Annotated in this window: 14 protein-coding genes; 8 read left to right on the top strand and 6 right to left on the bottom strand. The window is 72.8% G+C overall.

From position 1 onward, the window contains the following. Positions 1–74: 74 nt before the first annotated feature. Genes hisN through aroA form a run of 3 tightly spaced genes read right to left on the bottom strand, consistent with a single transcriptional unit; the run spans position 75 to position 3,474 of the window. Positions 75–914 (bottom strand): histidinol-phosphatase, encoded by an 840-nt coding sequence (gene hisN / locus J1M37_RS01955; protein ID WP_041104303.1) that lies wholly within the window; start codon positions 912–914, stop codon positions 75–77. Between the two features lie 29 nt (positions 915–943). Then, entirely contained in the window at positions 944–2,044 is a 1,101-nt protein-coding gene (gene rsgA, locus J1M37_RS01950; protein WP_101965581.1) for a ribosome small subunit-dependent GTPase A, read from the bottom strand. Beyond that, on the bottom strand, positions 2,044–3,474 hold the full coding sequence (aroA, locus tag J1M37_RS01945) for a 3-phosphoshikimate 1-carboxyvinyltransferase (RefSeq protein ID WP_206452014.1): 1,431 nt from the start codon (positions 3,472–3,474) through the stop codon (positions 2,044–2,046). Before aroA ends, rsgA begins: the two co-directional genes overlap by 1 nt. Positions 3,475–3,674: 200 nt before the next feature. Between aroA and J1M37_RS01940 the strand changes: the two genes are divergently transcribed. Next, positions 3,675–4,391 (top strand): sigma-70 family RNA polymerase sigma factor, encoded by a 717-nt coding sequence (locus J1M37_RS01940; protein WP_036314006.1) that lies wholly within the window; start codon positions 3,675–3,677, stop codon positions 4,389–4,391. Further along, a complete protein-coding gene (rsrA, locus tag J1M37_RS01935) occupies positions 4,388–4,666 on the top strand; it encodes a mycothiol system anti-sigma-R factor (protein ID WP_073115764.1) in 279 nt (92 codons plus the stop codon). The genes J1M37_RS01940 and rsrA overlap by 4 nt, the downstream gene beginning before the upstream one ends. Before the next feature lie 136 nt (positions 4,667–4,802). Here rsrA and J1M37_RS11760 read toward each other — a convergent pair whose 3' ends face one another. From J1M37_RS11760 to J1M37_RS01925, 3 genes are all read right to left on the bottom strand, one after another. Continuing rightward, entirely contained in the window at positions 4,803–4,877 is a 75-nt protein-coding gene (locus tag J1M37_RS11760) for a 50S ribosomal protein bL37 (RefSeq protein WP_095346645.1), read from the bottom strand. Between the two features lie 44 nt (positions 4,878–4,921). After that, the gene (locus J1M37_RS01930) at positions 4,922–5,527 is read right to left on the bottom strand and encodes a GDSL-type esterase/lipase family protein (protein ID WP_041104309.1); all 606 of its coding nucleotides are present in this window, start codon (positions 5,525–5,527) and stop codon (positions 4,922–4,924) included. Positions 5,528–5,603: 76 nt separating this feature from the next. After that, positions 5,604–9,335 carry a multifunctional oxoglutarate decarboxylase/oxoglutarate dehydrogenase thiamine pyrophosphate-binding subunit/dihydrolipoyllysine-residue succinyltransferase subunit gene (locus J1M37_RS01925; RefSeq protein ID WP_206452013.1) on the bottom strand — a complete coding sequence of 1,244 codons (3,732 nt, stop codon included), beginning with the start codon at positions 9,333–9,335 and terminating at the stop codon, positions 5,604–5,606. Between the two features lie 200 nt (positions 9,336–9,535). On the opposite strand from J1M37_RS01925, the gene guaB1 reads away from it, so the two are divergent. The 6 genes from guaB1 to J1M37_RS01895 all read left to right on the top strand — a co-directional run bounded on the left by guaB1 (position 9,536) and on the right by J1M37_RS01895 (position 16,373). After that, the gene (gene guaB1 / locus J1M37_RS01920; RefSeq protein WP_134376946.1) at positions 9,536–11,017 is read left to right on the top strand and encodes a GMP reductase; all 1,482 of its coding nucleotides are present in this window, start codon (positions 9,536–9,538) and stop codon (positions 11,015–11,017) included. Positions 11,018–11,201: 184 nt separating this feature from the next. Then, positions 11,202–12,518, top strand: a complete 1,317-nt coding sequence (locus J1M37_RS01915) for a hemolysin family protein (protein ID WP_041104315.1) — start codon at positions 11,202–11,204, stop codon at positions 12,516–12,518. Then, positions 12,515–13,573, top strand: a complete 1,059-nt coding sequence (locus J1M37_RS01910; protein WP_041104317.1) for a hemolysin family protein — start codon at positions 12,515–12,517, stop codon at positions 13,571–13,573. The genes J1M37_RS01915 and J1M37_RS01910 overlap by 4 nt, the downstream gene beginning before the upstream one ends. Before the next feature lie 75 nt (positions 13,574–13,648). Continuing rightward, positions 13,649–14,656 (top strand): metal ABC transporter substrate-binding protein, encoded by a 1,008-nt coding sequence (locus tag J1M37_RS01905; protein WP_041104319.1) that lies wholly within the window; start codon positions 13,649–13,651, stop codon positions 14,654–14,656. A 2-nt stretch (positions 14,657–14,658) separates the two neighbouring features. Further along, complete coding sequence (locus J1M37_RS01900) at positions 14,659–15,558, top strand: metal ABC transporter permease (protein WP_041104321.1); 900 nt, start codon at positions 14,659–14,661, stop codon at positions 15,556–15,558. Beyond that, positions 15,555–16,373: a metal ABC transporter ATP-binding protein gene (locus tag J1M37_RS01895; protein WP_049147192.1), complete on the top strand. Its 819-nt coding sequence runs from the start codon at positions 15,555–15,557 to the stop codon at positions 16,371–16,373. Before J1M37_RS01900 ends, J1M37_RS01895 begins: the two co-directional genes overlap by 4 nt. The last annotated feature ends 11 nt before the right edge of the window (positions 16,374–16,384 follow it).

Here is a 16,384-nt window from a genome sequence, read left to right as displayed (position 1 = left end):
ACCCGCAGTGCCGGGCCGGCGATCTGTCCCGCGCCCGCCCCTCCGGTCGGCCGTCGTCTCCCCCCGCACTGCTATCAGGCGCCGCCCTCGGTCTCGTCACCCGCGCGGAGGCGGGCGAGGACGTCGTCGTGGAGCAGGCCGTTCGTGGCCAGCGCGTGCCCGCCGAACGGGCCGTCCTCGCCGTCCAGCGAGGTGAAGCGGCCGCCGGCCTCGCGCACGATCGGCACCAGAGCGGCCATGTCATGCAGCTCGAGCTCGGGCTCGGCCGCGATGTCCACGGCGCCCTCGGCGACGAGCATGTAGGACCAGAAGTCGCCGAAGCCGCGCACGCGCCACACGTCCGAGGTGAGCTGCAGGAACGCGCGGATCGAGCCGCGTTCGCGCCAGCCCTCGATCGAGGAGAAGGACAGCGACGCGTCCTCGACCCGGTCCACGCCGGACACGGTGATCCGCTGAGCACGCGTGAGCGAGGTGCCCGCGAAGGCGCCCTGGCCGGCCGCGGCCCACCAGCGACGGTGCAGGGCGGGGGCGGAGACGACGCCGACGACGGGCTCGCCGTCGATCAGCAGCGCGATGAGGGTGGCCCACACGGGCACGCCGCGCACGAAGTTCTTGGTGCCGTCGATGGGGTCGACCACCCACTGCCGGCCGGAGCGGCTCAGAGATCCGCCGAACTCCTCACCCACGATGCCGTCGCGCGCCCGGGCACGGGACAGGGTCGAGCGGATGGACTCCTCGGCGGCGCGGTCCGCATCCGTGACAGGGGTGAGATCCGGCTTGGTGCTGACCTCGAGGTCCTGGGCCTTGAACCGGGACATCGTGATCGAGTCCACGTTGTCCGCCAGCATGTGGGCCAGCCGCAGGTCCTCCGTGAGGTCGCGGCCGCGGGTCGCAGGGTTCTCAGGTCGCTCCATGCCGCCCACGCTATACCGCGCGGGCCGCCTCAGTCCTCGGACGACGCCGCGTCCTCCGCCCCCGAGGGGGCCAGCCGGTTGCCGAGCAGACGCCGCAGCGAGGCCAGGCGTGCCGCTCCCGAGGGGCCGGCGTGGCCCGCGGCCACCCATGCGTCCAGGCCGCAGCCGGGGGAGTCGGCGGTGTGGGTGCAGCCGCGCGGGCAGTCCGCCAGCCCGCCGGCGAGGTCGTCGAACGCCTCCACCACGCGGTCCGGCTCGACCCAGCCCAGCCCGAAGGACCGGATGCCGGGGGTGTCCACCACCCAGGTGTCCGGCAGGGGGGCGCCGTCGTCGCCCGTCAGCGGCAGTGCGAGCGCGGACGAGGAGGTGTGCCGGCCCCGGCCGGTGACGGCGTTGACGTGGCCGGTGGCCCGTTCCGCGCCGGTGAGCGCGTTCAGCAGCGTGGACTTGCCGACGCCGGAGGGCCCCACGAACGCGCTGGTGTGCCCGATCAGCCGCTCGGCCACCCGGGCCACGAGCGAGGCGTCCAGGGCGGTGTCCCCGGTCTCGGCCTCGAAGGTCGCCGCACCGGAGGTCATCACCTCCAGGTCCAGGGCCTCGTAGTGCGCCACCAGCTCGGCCGGATCACGCAGGTCGGTCTTCGTGATGAGGAGCACCGGGTGGATGCCCGCGTCGTAGCAGGCGACGAGGGCGCGGTCGATGAAGCCGGTCCGGGGCTCCGGATTGGCCGCGGCCACCATGATCACCAGCAGGTCGGCGTTGGCCACCACCACCCGCTCGACCTCGTCCGAGTCGTCCGCCGACCGGCGCAGGACCGTGCTGCGCTCCTCGACACGGACGATGCGTGCGAGCGTGCCCTCGTCCCCGGAGAGGTCCCCGACGACGGCCACCCGGTCGCCCGTGGCGATCGGCGTGCGGCGCAGCTCGCGGGCGCGCATCGCCGTGATCCGCTCGTCCAGGCGATCCGGCAGCACCACGGCGTACCGGCCGCGGTCCACCGTGGTGACCATGCCGACCTGCGCATCCTCGTGCTTGGGCCGCTCCTTGGTGCGCGGGCGGGTGCCGCGTTTGGACGGGCGCACCCGGACATCGGACTCGTCCCACGCGGAGGGATCGAGGCGCCGGGCCATCAGCGGGCCTCCTCGGCCGCATCGCCGGGTGCCACGAGCGCGGTCCACAGTGCGGGGAAGTCCGGCATCGTCTTCGCGGTGGTCGCCACGTCCACGATGCCGGTCCCCGGCACGCGCAGGCCGACGACGGCGGCGAAGGTCGCCATCCGGTGGTCGTGGTAGGTCTCGAGGGCGGCGGGCGACAGCGGCCCCGACGCGTCCGTCCCCGGGAAGCCGAGCGACGTCTCGTCCTCGTCCACGGTGATCCCCAGGCGGGCGGCCTCGGCGGTGAGCGCGGCGAGCCGGTCCGTCTCATGGCCCCGCAGATGGCCGATCCCCGTCAGGCGGGTGGGCCCGGAGGCCAGCAGGGCGAGCGCGGCCGCGGTGGGGGCGAGCTCGGCCGTGTCCGCGATCTCACCGGCGCCGGTGATGCGGGGCGTGCCGTCGTCGTGGACCGCCCCGGTCACCGTGAGGCGGCCGCGGGAGCGATCCATGCGGTCGACCGTGAGGGCCACGCTCGCCCCGAACTGCGGCAGGATCCGCCGCCAGCGGTCGCCGATCTGCGTCGTGCGGGTCGGCCAGTCCGGCACCGTCACGGAGCCGCCCGTCGCCACGGCGGCGGCCAGGAAGGGGCCCGCGTTGGACAGGTCCGGCTCGACGGTCGCCTCGTGTGCCGGGACGCGCCCCGGGGCCACGGTCCACGCCCCGGGAGACGTCTCGGCGACGTCCACCTCGAGCGCGCGCAGCACCCCGACGGTCATCGCGACGTGCTCCGGACTCGGCACGGTCTGCCCGGTGTGCCGCAGCCGGAGGCCGCGCGGCATCCCCGCGGCCGCCAGCAGCGCGGCGGACAGGAACTGGGAGGAGCCGGAGGCGTCGACCGCGACCTCCGGCACGTCGCCGTCGGGGGCCACCGTGGCCGCGTCCGCGCGGGTCGTCATCGTGAAGGGCAGGCGACCGGGCTCGCCCTCCTCGTTGACGGCCACCCCGAGCTGGCGCAGCGCGTCCAGGACCGGGGCCATCGGGCGCAGGCGCGCGCCGGCGTCGCCGTCGAAGCGGACCCGGCCGGGCCGCAGCGCGGCGACGAACGGGACGAAGCGCATGACCGTCCCCGCCAGTCCGCAGTCCACGGCGACATCCCCGGCCAGCGGCTCGCCGACCGGCATCGGATGCACCCGCAGTCCGCCGTCGGACAGGGGCTCGAACCGGGCCCCGAGCGCTGTGAGCGCCGTGCGCATCAATGCCGTGTCCCGCGACTCGAGGACGCCGTGCAGGACGCACGGACCGTCGGCGAGCGCGGCGAGCACGAGATGCCGGTTCGTCAGCGACTTCGATCCCGGCAGCCGCACCTCTCCGCGCACCGGGCCGCGCGCCACGGGCGCGGGCCAGGTCTCGGCGGCGTCGGGACGGGGGGCGGGGGAGTGCGCGGCGGCACGCGTGGGGCGGGTCACCGGACCAGCCTATCCGGCGGCTGTCGGCCGGGGTCGGCCTGTCGCGGGGGAATACCTGGAACGCTCCTGGCGCTCCACTGGACGACCCCGTACCCGTGTCGGCGCACCGGTCCCGCTCGCCGCGGACCGCAGCCGGAGAGGAGCCCCGCATGAGCGCCGCCCTGCTGACGCATCCCTCCCGGACCGTAGACTGGCCCGCGATGAGCACTGACAACAGCCGGCCGGAATTCGCCCGGCCCGAGGACGCCCCCGAGCACGACCGCGCCGACATCGACGTCGCCGCCGAGTCCGAACAGCAGCGCCGTGCCCGGTTCGAGCGTGACGCCCTCGAGTTCGTGGACCAGTTGTACTCCGCTGCGCTGCGCATGACGCGCAACCCGCAGGACGCCGAGGACCTGGTCCAGGAGGCGTACACGAAGGCCTACTCCTCGTTCCACCAGTACCGGCCCGGCACCAACCTCAAGGCCTGGCTCTACCGGATCCTCACGAACACGTACATCAACCTCTACCGCAAGCGGCAGCGCCAGCCCCTCGAGGCGGACAACCCTGAGGTGGAGGACTGGCAGATGGCCCGGGCCGCCGAGCACACCTCCGGTGGCCTGCGCTCGGCCGAGACGGAGGCCCTCGACCGGCTGCCCGACTCCCAGGTGAAGGACGCCCTGCAGGCGATCCCGGAGGAGTTCCGGCTCGCCGTCTACTTCGCGGACGTGGAGGGCTTCGCCTACAAGGAGATCGCCGAGATCCTCGACGTGCCGATCGGCACCGTCATGTCGCGGCTGCACCGCGGCCGCAAGCAGCTGCGCGAGCGCCTCGCGGACTACGCGGCCGCGCGCGGCATCAAGGCCCAGCCGAAGAAGAAGACCGGGCGCGGCGGCACGAAGCAGACCGAGACGAGCACGAAGGAGGCCACGCGATGACCGCGGACCAGCACGGCCATGAGTGCCGCGACGCCCAGGACGCCTCCCTGGAGCGGCTGTACCAGTACCTGGACGGCGCCCTGACGCCCGAGGACATCGAGCAGGTGCGCGCCCACGTGGCGGAGTGTCCGGACTGCCGGCACCAGAAGGAGCTCGAAGAGCTCATCCGCTCGGCGGTGCGTCGGAGCTGCCAGGAGAAGGCGCCCGCGCAGCTGCGGGCCACCATCATGACCCGCATCACCCAGATCTCGACGACGACCGTCACCTGGGGCTGACACCGCGACATGCGGACCCGTGGGCACCCGATCGGGCGCCCCGACGATGACGAAGGGCCGTCCCCTGAGGGGACGGCCCTTCGTGGTCTGCGGTCGCCGGGTGGCACCCGGCCGGTCCGCGACGCCGATCAGCGGATCAGGCGTTGGGACGCTTGCCGTGGTTGGCGCCGTTCCTGCGGCGGTCGCGACGCTTGCGTGCACGCTTGCTCATGACGTCTCCCTTCAACGAGTCGGTCGGTGGTCCATTCTGTCACATCAGGCCGTGGGCTCAGGCAGACCGAGCCACTGGTACCAGCCCCGGTGCAGCACGAGCCACGCGATGAGCCCGTGGCCCGCCTGGCCCGGCCGGCCCTGGCCGGAGGCGAGGTCCGCGCGCCACTGCTCGTGTCCCACCAGCGGGGTGAACGTGTCCACGTACACGTGGTTGCGCCGGTCGGCCACATCCAGGTAGGCGGCGTTGAGCTCGGCGAGCCGGGCGTTGCGCTGCTCGTCCAGGGTGGGCGTGGGGCCCACCACGAGCACCGGGATGTTCCGCTGCGAGGCGGTGTCCAGGACGTTGGCCAGGTTCAGCCGCGAGCGGGCGGTCGAGGTGGCCTCCAGGTCCAGGTCCGCGTCGGACAGGGCCACGACGAGGCGGTTCTCCGTCTCCTCGGAGAAGCGCCGCGAGGCCTCGCCCCACCAGCGCTCGTTGAGGTCCTCGGTGGTCTCGTGCGGCACGGCCAGCACGTAGTTCTCCAGCTCCACGTCGGGGGCCTGGGTGCGGGCGAGCACGCGGCCCCACCAGCCGATGGCGCGGGCGTCGCCCGCACCGGCCAGCAGCTGGTCGCCGACGGCGGCGATCCGGATCCGGCGGTTGTGCACAGTGTGTCCTTTCGTCGGCCGATCCGGCGCCGCCGCCGCACCGGAGGGTGCGGCGGCGGCGCAGGGTCGGTCCGGGTCAGCGGCCGAAGGCGGCGTCCAGCAGCGTGCTGAGCTCCTGGTCGTGGCGGCCCTTGGTGCCCGCGGAGGTCGCGGCCGAGGCCGGGCGGGACACGAGGGTCACGGGGCCGTCGAGCTGCGGCACGAGGTTCAGTGCCATGAACGGCCACGGGCCCTGGTTCGCGGGCTCGTCCTGCACCCAGGTGACGTCGGCGACCGGGTAGGCGCGGAGCGCCTTGCGGATCTCGTCGAGCGGCAGCGGGTAGAGCTGCTCCACCCGCACGATCGCGGTGGACGTGTCACCGGACTTCTCGCGGCGGGCGAGCAGGTCGTAGTACAGCCGGCCGGAGACCAGCACCACGCGCGTGACGTCCTTGGCGTCCACCCCGGCGTCCGGGATGACCGGCTGGAAGCCGCCCTCGGTGAAGTCCTCCACCGAGTTCGCGGCGGCCTTGAGGCGCAGCAGCTGCTTCGGGGTGAACACGATGAGGGGCCGACGCGGGCGGGCGTAGGCGTGCTCGCGCAGCAGGTGGAAGTGGTTCGCGCCCGTGGAGGGGTTGACCACGCGCATGTTGTCCTCGGCGCACATCTGCAGGAAGCGCTCGATGCGGGCGGAGGAGTGGTCCGGCCCCTGTCCCTCGTAGCCGTGGGGGAGGAGCAGGACCACGGACGAGGTCTGCGACCACTTCTGATCGGCCGAGGAGATGAACTCGTCGATGATCGTCTGCGCGCCGTTCACGAAGTCGCCGAACTGGGCCTCCCACAGCACGAGGGCGTCGGAGCGCTCCACGGAGTAGCCGTACTCGAAGCCGAGGGCGGCGTACTCGGACAGCAGCGAGTTGTAGACCCAGAACTTCGCCTGGTCCTCGGAGAGGTGCCTCAGCGGCGCCCACGTGTCGCCGGTGATCCGGTCGTGGAACACCGAGTGGCGCTGCGTGAAGGTGCCGCGCTGGGAGTCCTGGCCCGCCAGACGGACCGGCACGCCCTCCATGAGCAGCGAGCCGAAGGCCGCCAGCTCGGCGAAGCCCCAGTCGATGCCGCCGTCGACGGCCATCTTGGCGCGGCGCTCGAGCAGGGCCGCGAGCTTGGGGTGGACCGTAAAGCCCTCGGGCACGTCGATGTGCGCCTGCCCGATGGCCCGCAGCGTCTCGGCCGAGATGGCCGTGGACGCCGGCGCCTCCGGGGCCGCGTCCCGGTCCTCGGCCGGGCGGAGGCCCTCCCCGCCGGAGGCGGGCGCGTCCTCGTGGGTCTCCGCGAAGACCCGCTCCAGCTGCTGCTGGTAGTCCTTCAGGGCGCTGTCCGCCTCCTCCTGCGTGATGTCGCCGCGGCCCACGAGGGACTCGACGTACAGCTTGCGGGTGGAGCGCTTCTGCTCGATGAGGTTGTACATGCGCGGCTGCGTCATCGACGGGTCGTCGCCCTCGTTGTGGCCGCGGCGGCGGTAGCAGACGAGGTCGATGACGACGTCCTTGTTGAACCGCTGGCGGTACTCGAAGGCGAGCTGGGCCACGTGCACCACGGACTCCGGCTCGTCGCCGTTGACGTGGAAGATCGGGGCCTGGATGGTCTTGGCCACGTCGGTGGAGTACACCGCGGAGCGCGCCTGGGTCGGCGGCGTGGTGAAGCCCACCTGGTTGTTCACGATCACGTGGATCGTGCCGCCGGTGCGGTAGCCGGGCAGCTGCGAGAGCTGCAGGACCTCGGTCACGACGCCCTGGCCCGCGAAGGCCGCGTCGCCGTGCACGAGGATCGGCAGCACGGAGAAGGAGTCCGGGCGCTGGCCACCCAGATCGAGGCGGTCCTGCTTGGCGCGCACGACGCCCTCGAGGACCGGGTCCACAGCCTCCAGATGCGAGGGGTTCGCGGCGAGATACACGCGGGTGCTGTTGCCGGCGTCGGACACGAAGGTGCCCTCGGTGCCCATGTGGTACTTCACGTCGCCCGAGCCCGAGGCGCCGCCCGGGGTGGCCCCCTCGAACTCGCGGAAGACCTGGCTGTAGGTCTTGCCGGCGATGTTGGTGAGCACGTTCAGGCGACCGCGGTGCGCCATGCCGATGGCGACCTCGTCCAGTCCGGCGTCGGCGGCGTCGCCGAGGATGCCGTCCAGCAGCGGGATGAGGGACTCGCCGCCCTCCAGGGAGAAGCGCTTCTGGCCGATGTACTTGGTCTGCAGGAACGTCTCGAACGCCTCCGCGGCGTTGAGGCGGCCCAGGATGCGCAGCTGCTCCTCGCGGGTGGGCTTGGTGTACGGCTGCTCGAGCTTCTCCTGCAACCAGGCGCGCTCGGCCGGGTCCTGGATGTGCATGTACTCGACGCCGATGGTGCGGCAGTACGCGTCACGCAGCACGCCGAGGATCTTGCGCAGGGTCAGGCTGCTCGCCCCGCCGAAGCCGCCGGTGGGCCACTCGCGGTCCAGGTCCCACAGGGTGAGCCCGTGCTCGCGGATGTCGAGGTCCGGGTGGTAGGCCATCGAGTACTCGAGCGGGTCCACGTTGGCCAGCAGGTGGCCGCGGTCCCGGTATGCGTGGATGAGCTGCTGGATGCGGGCGACCTTGCCGACCTGCTCCTCCGGGTTCACCTGCACGTCCTGGGCCCAGCGGACGGGCTCGTAGGGGATGCGCAGGGAGTGGAAGACCTCGTCGTAGAAGCCGTCCTCGCCCAGCAGGAGGCCGTGCACGATCTTCAGGAACTCGCCCGAGCCGGCGCCCTGGATCACGCGGTGGTCGTACGTGGAGGTGAGGGTGATCGTCTTGGAGATCGCCAGGTCGTGCAGCGTGGACTCGGCGGCGCCCTGGAAGGCGGCCGGATAGGTCAGCGCGCCGACGCCGATGATGGCGGCCTGGCCCTGGGACAGGCGGGGCACCGAGTGCACGGTGCCGATGCCGCCCGGGTTGGTCAGGGAGACCGTGGTGCCGGCGTAGTCGTCCATCGTCAGCTTGTTCTTGCGGGCGCGCTGGACGAGGTCGTCGTACGCCTTCCAGAAGCCGCGGAAGTCGAGGGTCTCGGCGGCCTTCACGTTCGGGACCACGAGCGCGCGGGTGCCGTCCGGGCGGGGCAGGTCGATGGCCAGGCCGAAGTTCACGTGGGCCGGCTCCACCATGGTGGGCTTGCCGTCGCGCTCCTCGTAGGTCACGTTCATCGAGGGCATGGCCGCGAGCGCGCGGACCACGGCGTAGCCGATGAGGTGGGTGAAGGAGACCTTGCCGCCGCGGGTGCGGGCCAGGTGGCTGTTGATGACCACGCGGTTGTCGATCAGCACCTTGGCCGGCAGGTCGCGCACGGTGGTGGCGGTGGGCATGGATAGGGAGGCGTCCATGTTCGTGGCCACGGCCTTGGCCATGCCCTTGAGGACGGTGGCCTTCTCCTGCTTCTCGTCCGCGGTGGTGGTGGCGGTGTCGGCGGGCTCGGAGGGCACGGCCTGGGCCGCCGGGGTCTTCTTGGGCTTGGGGCCGGTGCTGACCGAGGTCTCCTTGGGCTGCGCACCCCGGGCCGGGGCGGTCGCCGCCTTCGGCTCGGTCACCTTGGCGGTGGCCTTCGGCTCGGCCTTGGCGGCGGTCTTCGGCTCGGTCTTGGCGGCGGCCTTCGGCTCGGCCTCGGCGGCGGGGGCGCTGGCCTCGAGACGGGCGAAGATCTGTGCCCACTGCCGGTCCACGGAACCGGAGTCCTCGCGGTACTTCCGGTAGATCTCGGCCACCAGCCGTTCGTTCCCCGGGAACTCCTGTGCGAGCCGGTCCGACGTGAGTTCTGGCACTGTGTAACGCCTCTTCCTGAGCCTTGGGATGCGATGTGCTGCGCCGGGCCACCCGCGCGGCGCGCGTGGGGCCGGGAACGCCTCGAGACATCATAGTTCTTCGACGCCCCCGGTCGGAATGCCGCGGCCTCGGCTCGACTCCGCTCCCGGCGGACGCGCGGGGGCCTCACGGCGTCCGCCTCGTCTGGGAGACTGACGCCATGCGCTTCCTCACCGACCCGGCCGTCGACCTGACGTACAACGACGTCTTCCTCGTGCCCTCACACTCGGACGTCGCCAGTCGCATGGACGTGGACATCGCCCCGGATGACGGCACGGGCGCCACCATCCCCCTGGTCTCCGCCAACATGACCGCCGTCACCGGGCGCCGGATGGTCGAGACCATGGCCCGGCGCGGCGGTCTCGGGATCCTGCCGCAGGACATCCCGGCGGACGTGATCCGGGACGTCGTGCGTCGGGTGAAGGCGGCCCACCCCGTGGCGGACACCGCCCTGACCGTCGGCCCGCAGGACACGGTGCTGGACCTGCTCCACCTCGTGGACCGCCGCAAACACGGGGCCGTCTGCGTGGTGGACGCGCACGGCGGGCTGCTCGGCGTGGTCCGCCCCCAGGACTGCGAGGACGTGGACCGCTTCACCTCGGCCGCCTCCGTCATGCACCCTCCGGTGGTGACCCTCACGCTCGCCGAGCTCGGCGGCACGGACGGCGCCCCGGACAAGGACGCGCTGCGGGCGGCCTTCGAGCGCCTGCACGCCGCGCACCAGGAGATGGCCCCCGTCGTGGACCCGGCGGTGGGCACCGCCGCCCCCGTGCTGCGCGGGGTCGTCACCGCGGCGGGCCTGCTGCGCTCGTCCTTGTTCACGCCCGGTCTCGACGACGACGGACGGCTCCGCGTCGGCGCCGCCGTCGGCATCAACGGGGCGGTGGGGGAGAAGGCCGCCGTCCTGGTCGAGGCCGGCGTCGACGTGCTCGTCGTGGACACCGCGCACGGTCATCAGCGGACCATGCTGGACGCGCTCGCCGCCGTGCGGGCCCTCGACCCCGGCGTGCCCGTGGTGGCCGGCAACGTCGTCTCCGGCGACGGCGTCCGGGACCTGGTCGCGGCCGGCGCGGACATCGTCAAGGTGGGCGTGGGACCGGGCGCGATGTGCACCACGCGCATGCAGACCGCGGTGGGCCGGCCCCAGTTCTCGGCGGTCCTGGAGTGCGCCGCCGCGGCCCGCGAGCTCGGGGCACGCGTGTGGGCGGACGGCGGGGTGAAGCACCCGCGGGACGTGGCGCTCGCGCTGGCCGCCGGAGCCAGCTCGGTGATGATCGGCTCGTGGTTCGCGGGGACGCTCGAGTCTCCGGGCGACCTCGTGCACGGTCCGGACGGTCGGCGGTACAAGGAGAGCTTCGGCATGGCCTCGGCCCGCGCGGTCCAGCACCGCACCCGCCACGAGGACGCCTTCACCAAGGCCCGCAAGGCGATGTTCGAGGAGGGCATCTCCTCCTCGCGCATGTACGTGGACCCGCGCCGCCCCTCGGTGGAGGACCTGCTGGACACCATCACGTCCGGTGTGCGCTCGTCGCTGACCTACGCCGGCGCCCACGACCTGGCGGAGTTCCGTGAGCGCGCCGTCGTCGGCCTGCAGTCCGCGGCGGGCTACGAGGAGGGCCGGCCGGTCGCCTCGTCGTGGTGAGGCGGCCGCATGCCCCTGCTCGTTCCGCCGGGGCCTGACGCCCCTATACTGGGCGGACTATGGATCACCCTGACACCTGTGTGCCAGACCGCTCGTCCGCCCACGCGGACGCGGCCGGATCGGAGCCTTCCAGTCCCGGTGCCCCGCACCGCCGCCCGGCCCGCCGTCGAGGGGGTGAGGTCGGGTGGAGTGGCTCCTGCTGATCCTCGGCCTGGCCCTGATCGTGGGCACCGGGTTCTTCGTGGCCGTCGAGTTCGCCATGATCGCGATCGACGTGCCCACCGTGCAGCGCATGGTGGACGCGGGTGACCGCGGCGCCGAGCCCCTGCTGCGCTGTCTCAAGTCACTCTCGACCCAGCTCTCCGCGTGCCAGCTGGGCATCACTCTGACCACACTGCTCACCGGCTACGTGATGGACCCGGCGATCAGCCGGCTCATCGACCCGCTGCTGCTCCAGGTGGGGCTGCCGGCCGGCGTGGTGGGCACCGTCTCGCTCGTCGTCGCGATGGTCGTGGCGACCCTGCTCTCGATGCTCCTCGGCGAGCTGATCCCCAAGAACATGTCCATCGCCGAGCCCATGGCGATCGGCCGCGCACTCGCCCGGCCCCAGCTCGTGTTCAGCACCGTGTTCAAGCCGGCGATCCTGGTCCTGAACGGGTTCTCCAACGGCGTGCTGGCCCGCGTGGGCATCGAGGCCAAGGAGGAGATCTCCGGCGCCCGCAGCCCCGAGGAGCTCTCCTCGCTGGTCCGCCGCTCGGCCCAGCTGGGCACGCTCGACGCGCAGACCGCCACGTTCCTGGACCGGACGCTGCGCTTCGCGGACCGCACCGCCGCGGACGTGATGACCCCGCGCATCCGCGTGGAGACGGTGAGGGAGGACCAGGCTCTGCCCGAGGTCCTGGACCTGGCCCGCAGCACCGGCTACTCGCGGTTCCCCGTGATCGGCGACTCCTCGGACGACATCCGCGGCGTGGTGCACGTGAAGAAGGTCGTGGCCGTGCCGCGGGAGCGCCGCGCCGACCTCGAGGCCGGTGCACTGATGACGGAGGTCATCCGCGTGCCGGAGACCGTGCACCTGGACCAGCTGCTGGCCGAGCTGCGCGACGCGAACCTGCAGATGGCCGTCGTCGTGGACGAGTACGGGGGCACCGCAGGGGTGGTCACGCTCGAGGACGTGGTGGAGGAGATCGTCGGCGAGGTCGCGGACGAGCACGACCGCGTCACCCCGGGGGTCCTCCAGACGGCCTCCGGCCGCTGGTACTTCCCGGCGGAGCTGCGGCCCGACGAGGTGCGGACCCAGATCCCGGCCCTTGTGGTGCCGGAGGACGGGGCCTACGAGACCGTCGGCGGGTACATCCTGGCCCGACTGGGGCGCCTGGCGGAGGTCGGGGACGTGGTGGACGTGGACGGCGGCACCCTGACGGTCGAGCGGATGGACGGCCGCCGCATCGAGCGCGTGCGCTTCGACCCGGCCGCTGAGGACGAGGAGACGCGCGCATGAACGGGGACGTCGTCGGACTGCTGTGGCTGGTGGTCCTGTTGGCCGCCAACGCCTTCTTCGTGGCGGGCGAGTTCGCCGTCATGGGCGCCCGCCGGGCGCAGATCGAGCCGCGGGCCGAGGCCGGCTCCCGCCAGGCCCAGGTGGCGCTCTACGCGATGGAGCACGTCTCCCAGATGCTGGCCGTCTGCCAGCTCGGCATCACGGTGTGCTCCCTGCTCATCCTCAACGTGTCCGAGCCGGCGCTGCACCACCTGCTCGTCGTCCCGATGGCCGCCCTCGGGGTCCCGTCCGCGGCGGCGGACGTGACCGCCTTCGTGCTCGCGCTGCTGGTGGTCACCTTCCTGCACGTGACCCTGGGCGAGATGGTGCCCAAGAACGCCGCCGTCTCGTTCGCGGACCGCGCCGTGATGCTGCTGGCCCAGCCGCTCGTGTGGCTCTCGAAGCTGCTGCATCCCGTCGTGGCCGCGCTGAACTGGACGGCCAACCTCGTGCTGCACGCCCTGCGCATCGAGCCGAAGGACGAGGTGGCCTCCTCCTACACGCTCGAGGAGGTGCAGTCGATCGTGGCCGAGTCCACCCGCTCGGGCACCCTGGAGGACGAGTCCGGCGTGCTGCACTCGGCCCTCGAGTTCTCGGACCACCGGGCCGGGGACGTGATGGTGCCGCTCGAGCGGGTCGTCACCGTCCCCGAGGGGATCACGCCGCACGACTTCGAGTGGACCGTGGGCCGCGTGGGCTTCTCCCGGTTCGTGGTCGAGGACCCCGACGGCGGCTACACCGGCTACCTGCACCTGAAGGACGTCCTCACCGTGGGCCCGTCGGGACACGACGAGCCGATCCCGCTCACGCGCGTGCGCTCGCTGGCCAACGTGCGGCTCGAGGACGAGGTCGAGGACGCACTCGCGCTCATGCAGCGCACGGGCTCCCACCTCGCCCGGGTCATCACGCCCGAGGGCGAGACCGCGGGCATCCTCTTCCTCGAGGACGTGCTCGAGGAGCTCGTCGGGGAGATCAACGACGTGACGCAGTCGCCACGTCGGTTCCGGCCCGCGTGAGCGTCGCGCGGGCGGCGCGGTGCTACTGTTGAGAACCGATTTCACACATCCTCCCGACACGAACGAGGTCGCCCCATGCTCCGCCGCCGTCGTCTGCCCGCCCTGACCGGGGCCCTCACCGCGCTCACCCTGAGCCTCGCCGCGTGCGGCGGGACCAGCGGCGACTCCGCGGGCGAGCAGGCCGCGGGCGCCTCTGCTGCCGCCGGGTCCGGCTCGGCCGCGGGCGCGCCCGTGGCCGTCGCCACGACGACGCAGCTCGGCTCCGTGCTCGACCGCGTGGTCGCGTGCGCCGACGCCCGCAGCGTCACGGTGATGGGCCCGGGGGATGATCCGCACGACTTCTCCGCCTCGTCCGCGCAGGTGAAGGACATGGTCTCCTCCGGCCTCGTGTTCTCCAACGGCCTCGGCCTCGAGGGCGGCATGGAGTCCGCCCTCGCCAACGCCGAGGCGGACGGCGCGACCGTCGTCGAGGTGGCGCCCCAGCTGGATCCGCTGCCCTTCGGCGGCCATGACCACGCCGAGGAGGGGGCGGGCCACGAGGGCCATGACCACGGGTCCGAGGACCCGCACGTCTGGATGGACGTCGCCCGCATGGCGAGGGCCGCCGAGCTGATGGGCGACACGCTCGCCCAGGAGCGGGGTGACGAGAGGTTCGCCGAGTGCGGCGCGACCGTGCGCGGGGAGCTCGAGCAGACGGACACGCAGGTCCGGGAGATCCTCGCCGGGGTCCCGGAGGACCGCCGCACGCTGGTCACGGACCACGACGCCTACGGCTACTTCAGCGAGGCCTACGACTTCACCGTGTCCGGCGTCGTCGTCCCGGGCGGCTCCACCGACGGCGAGCCCTCCTCCCAGGAGATCGCCGAGCTCGCCCGGTCCATCCGCGACGGCGGCGCAGACGCCGTGATCACGTCCGTGGGCGCGCGCAACAGCCTCGTGGACACCGTGGCCGAGGAGGCCGGCGACCTGCCGGTCATCGAGGTCTACGAGGGCGGCGTCGGCCCGAAGGACACCCCGGAGGCGGACTACGCCGAGGCCATGCTCCTCAACGCCCGCACCCTCGCCGACGCGCTGGAGGGCTGAGGATGGACTGGCTGCTCGAGCCCTTCCAGATGGGATTCCAGCAGCGCGCCCTCGTCGGCGGACTCATCGCCGTGGTGATGTGCTCGGTCGTGGGCACGTGGCTGGTGCTGCGCGGGATGAGCTTCTTCGGGGACGCGTTCGTGCACGGTGTCCTGCCGGGCATCGCCCTGGCGGTCGTCACCGGTGGCAGCCCCCACCTCGGTGCGGCGGTGGCCGCCGTCGTCATGATGGCGGGCATCTCGCTGGTGCACCGGGCCACCACCCTCAAGGAGGACACCGCCATCGGCCTGCTCTTCGTGGGGATGATGGCCCTGGGCGTGGTGATCATCTCCAAGTCGGACTCCTACACGGGATCGCTCACGTCGATCCTGTTCGGCGATGTGCTGGGGGTCAGCGTGGACGGCATCGTGACCCAGGCGGTCATCGCCGTCGTGGTGATCGCCCTGGCCCTGCTGCTCTACCGGCCCCTGCTGGCGCTGAGCTTCTCCGAGGTCAAGGCGCGCTCGCTGGGCATGCGACCGGGGCTGACGCACACGCTGCTGCTGGTGATGATCGGCGCGGCCGTGATCGGTTCGTTCCAGGCGGTGGGCACGGTGCTCGTGTTCGGCCTCCTCGTGGGACCGCCCGCGACGGCGGCGCTGCTGACGCGCAGCGTGCCCCAGATGATGCTCGTCTCCGTCGTGATCGGCGCGGCGTGCGTCGTCACCGGGCTCACCCTCAGCTACCGGCTGGGCACGGCGGGTTCGGCCACCATGGCGCTCATGCCGATCCTGCTGTTCTTCGTGGTGCTCGCCGTCCGCGCCGCCGTGCTGGCGCTCCTGGGCCGGCACGTGCGCTCGCGCGCGCAGCGTGAGCAGGAGGCGCCGGTCGTGGCCCTGCCCGGAGCGGAGGCCCCCCGATGAACGCGTCCTTCCCCGCGGGCGCCGCGGCGACCCCGCCTCCCCTCGCGGTCGCCCGGGCGCTCGAACTGCGCCACGGCTCGCACGTGGCCGTCCGACCCTCCGACTTCACCCTGCCGGCCCGGCGGCTGATCGCGGTGATCGGGCCCAACGGCTCCGGCAAGTCCACGCTGCTGACCGCCCTGGCGGGCCTGAGCGACCCGGCCTCCGGTGCGCTGGAGGTGCTCGGTGAGGACCCGCGGCGGCGCTCGCAGCGCACCTCCTTCGTGATGCAGTCCATCGGCGTGCCCCAGGGCGTGCCGGTGACGGTGCGCGACGTCGTCGGGATGGGCCGATACCCCACGCTCGGATGGTTCCGTCGGTTCCGGAGGGAGGACCGGGACATCGTGGGGGCCGCCATGGAGCGCATGCAGGTCGCGGACCTGGCGCGGCGGCACCTCGACCAGCTCTCCGGAGGCCAGCGCCAGCGCGCCTACGTGGCCCAGGGCCTCGCCCAGGACCACGACGTGCTGCTGCTCGACGAGCCGATGACGGGCCTCGACATCGTCTCCGCCCGCACGATCGACGACCTCCTCCACGAGGAGCCGACGCGCGGGGTGTCCGTGGTCTACACGACCCACGATCTCGACGAGGCCGCGGAGGCGGACCACGTGGTCCTGATGAGCGGGCGCGTCGTGGCCTCCGGCCCGCCGCGGGACGTGCTCACGGTCGAGAACCTGGACATCGCGTACGGCCGGGGCGCCCTGCACGGGCCCTCCACGGCGGTCGAGGACGCGGCGGAGTTCCTGGACGACCCCGCGGGCGGCATCCGCCACTGACCGGGGCCCGG

The organism is Micrococcus sp. KRD012 (assembly GCF_017168555.1).
GTDB classification, from domain to species: domain Bacteria; phylum Actinomycetota; class Actinomycetes; order Actinomycetales; family Micrococcaceae; genus Micrococcus; species Micrococcus luteus.
The sequence above is the reverse complement of the archived record's forward strand: the minus strand, read 5'-3'. Positions and strand labels throughout refer to the sequence as shown.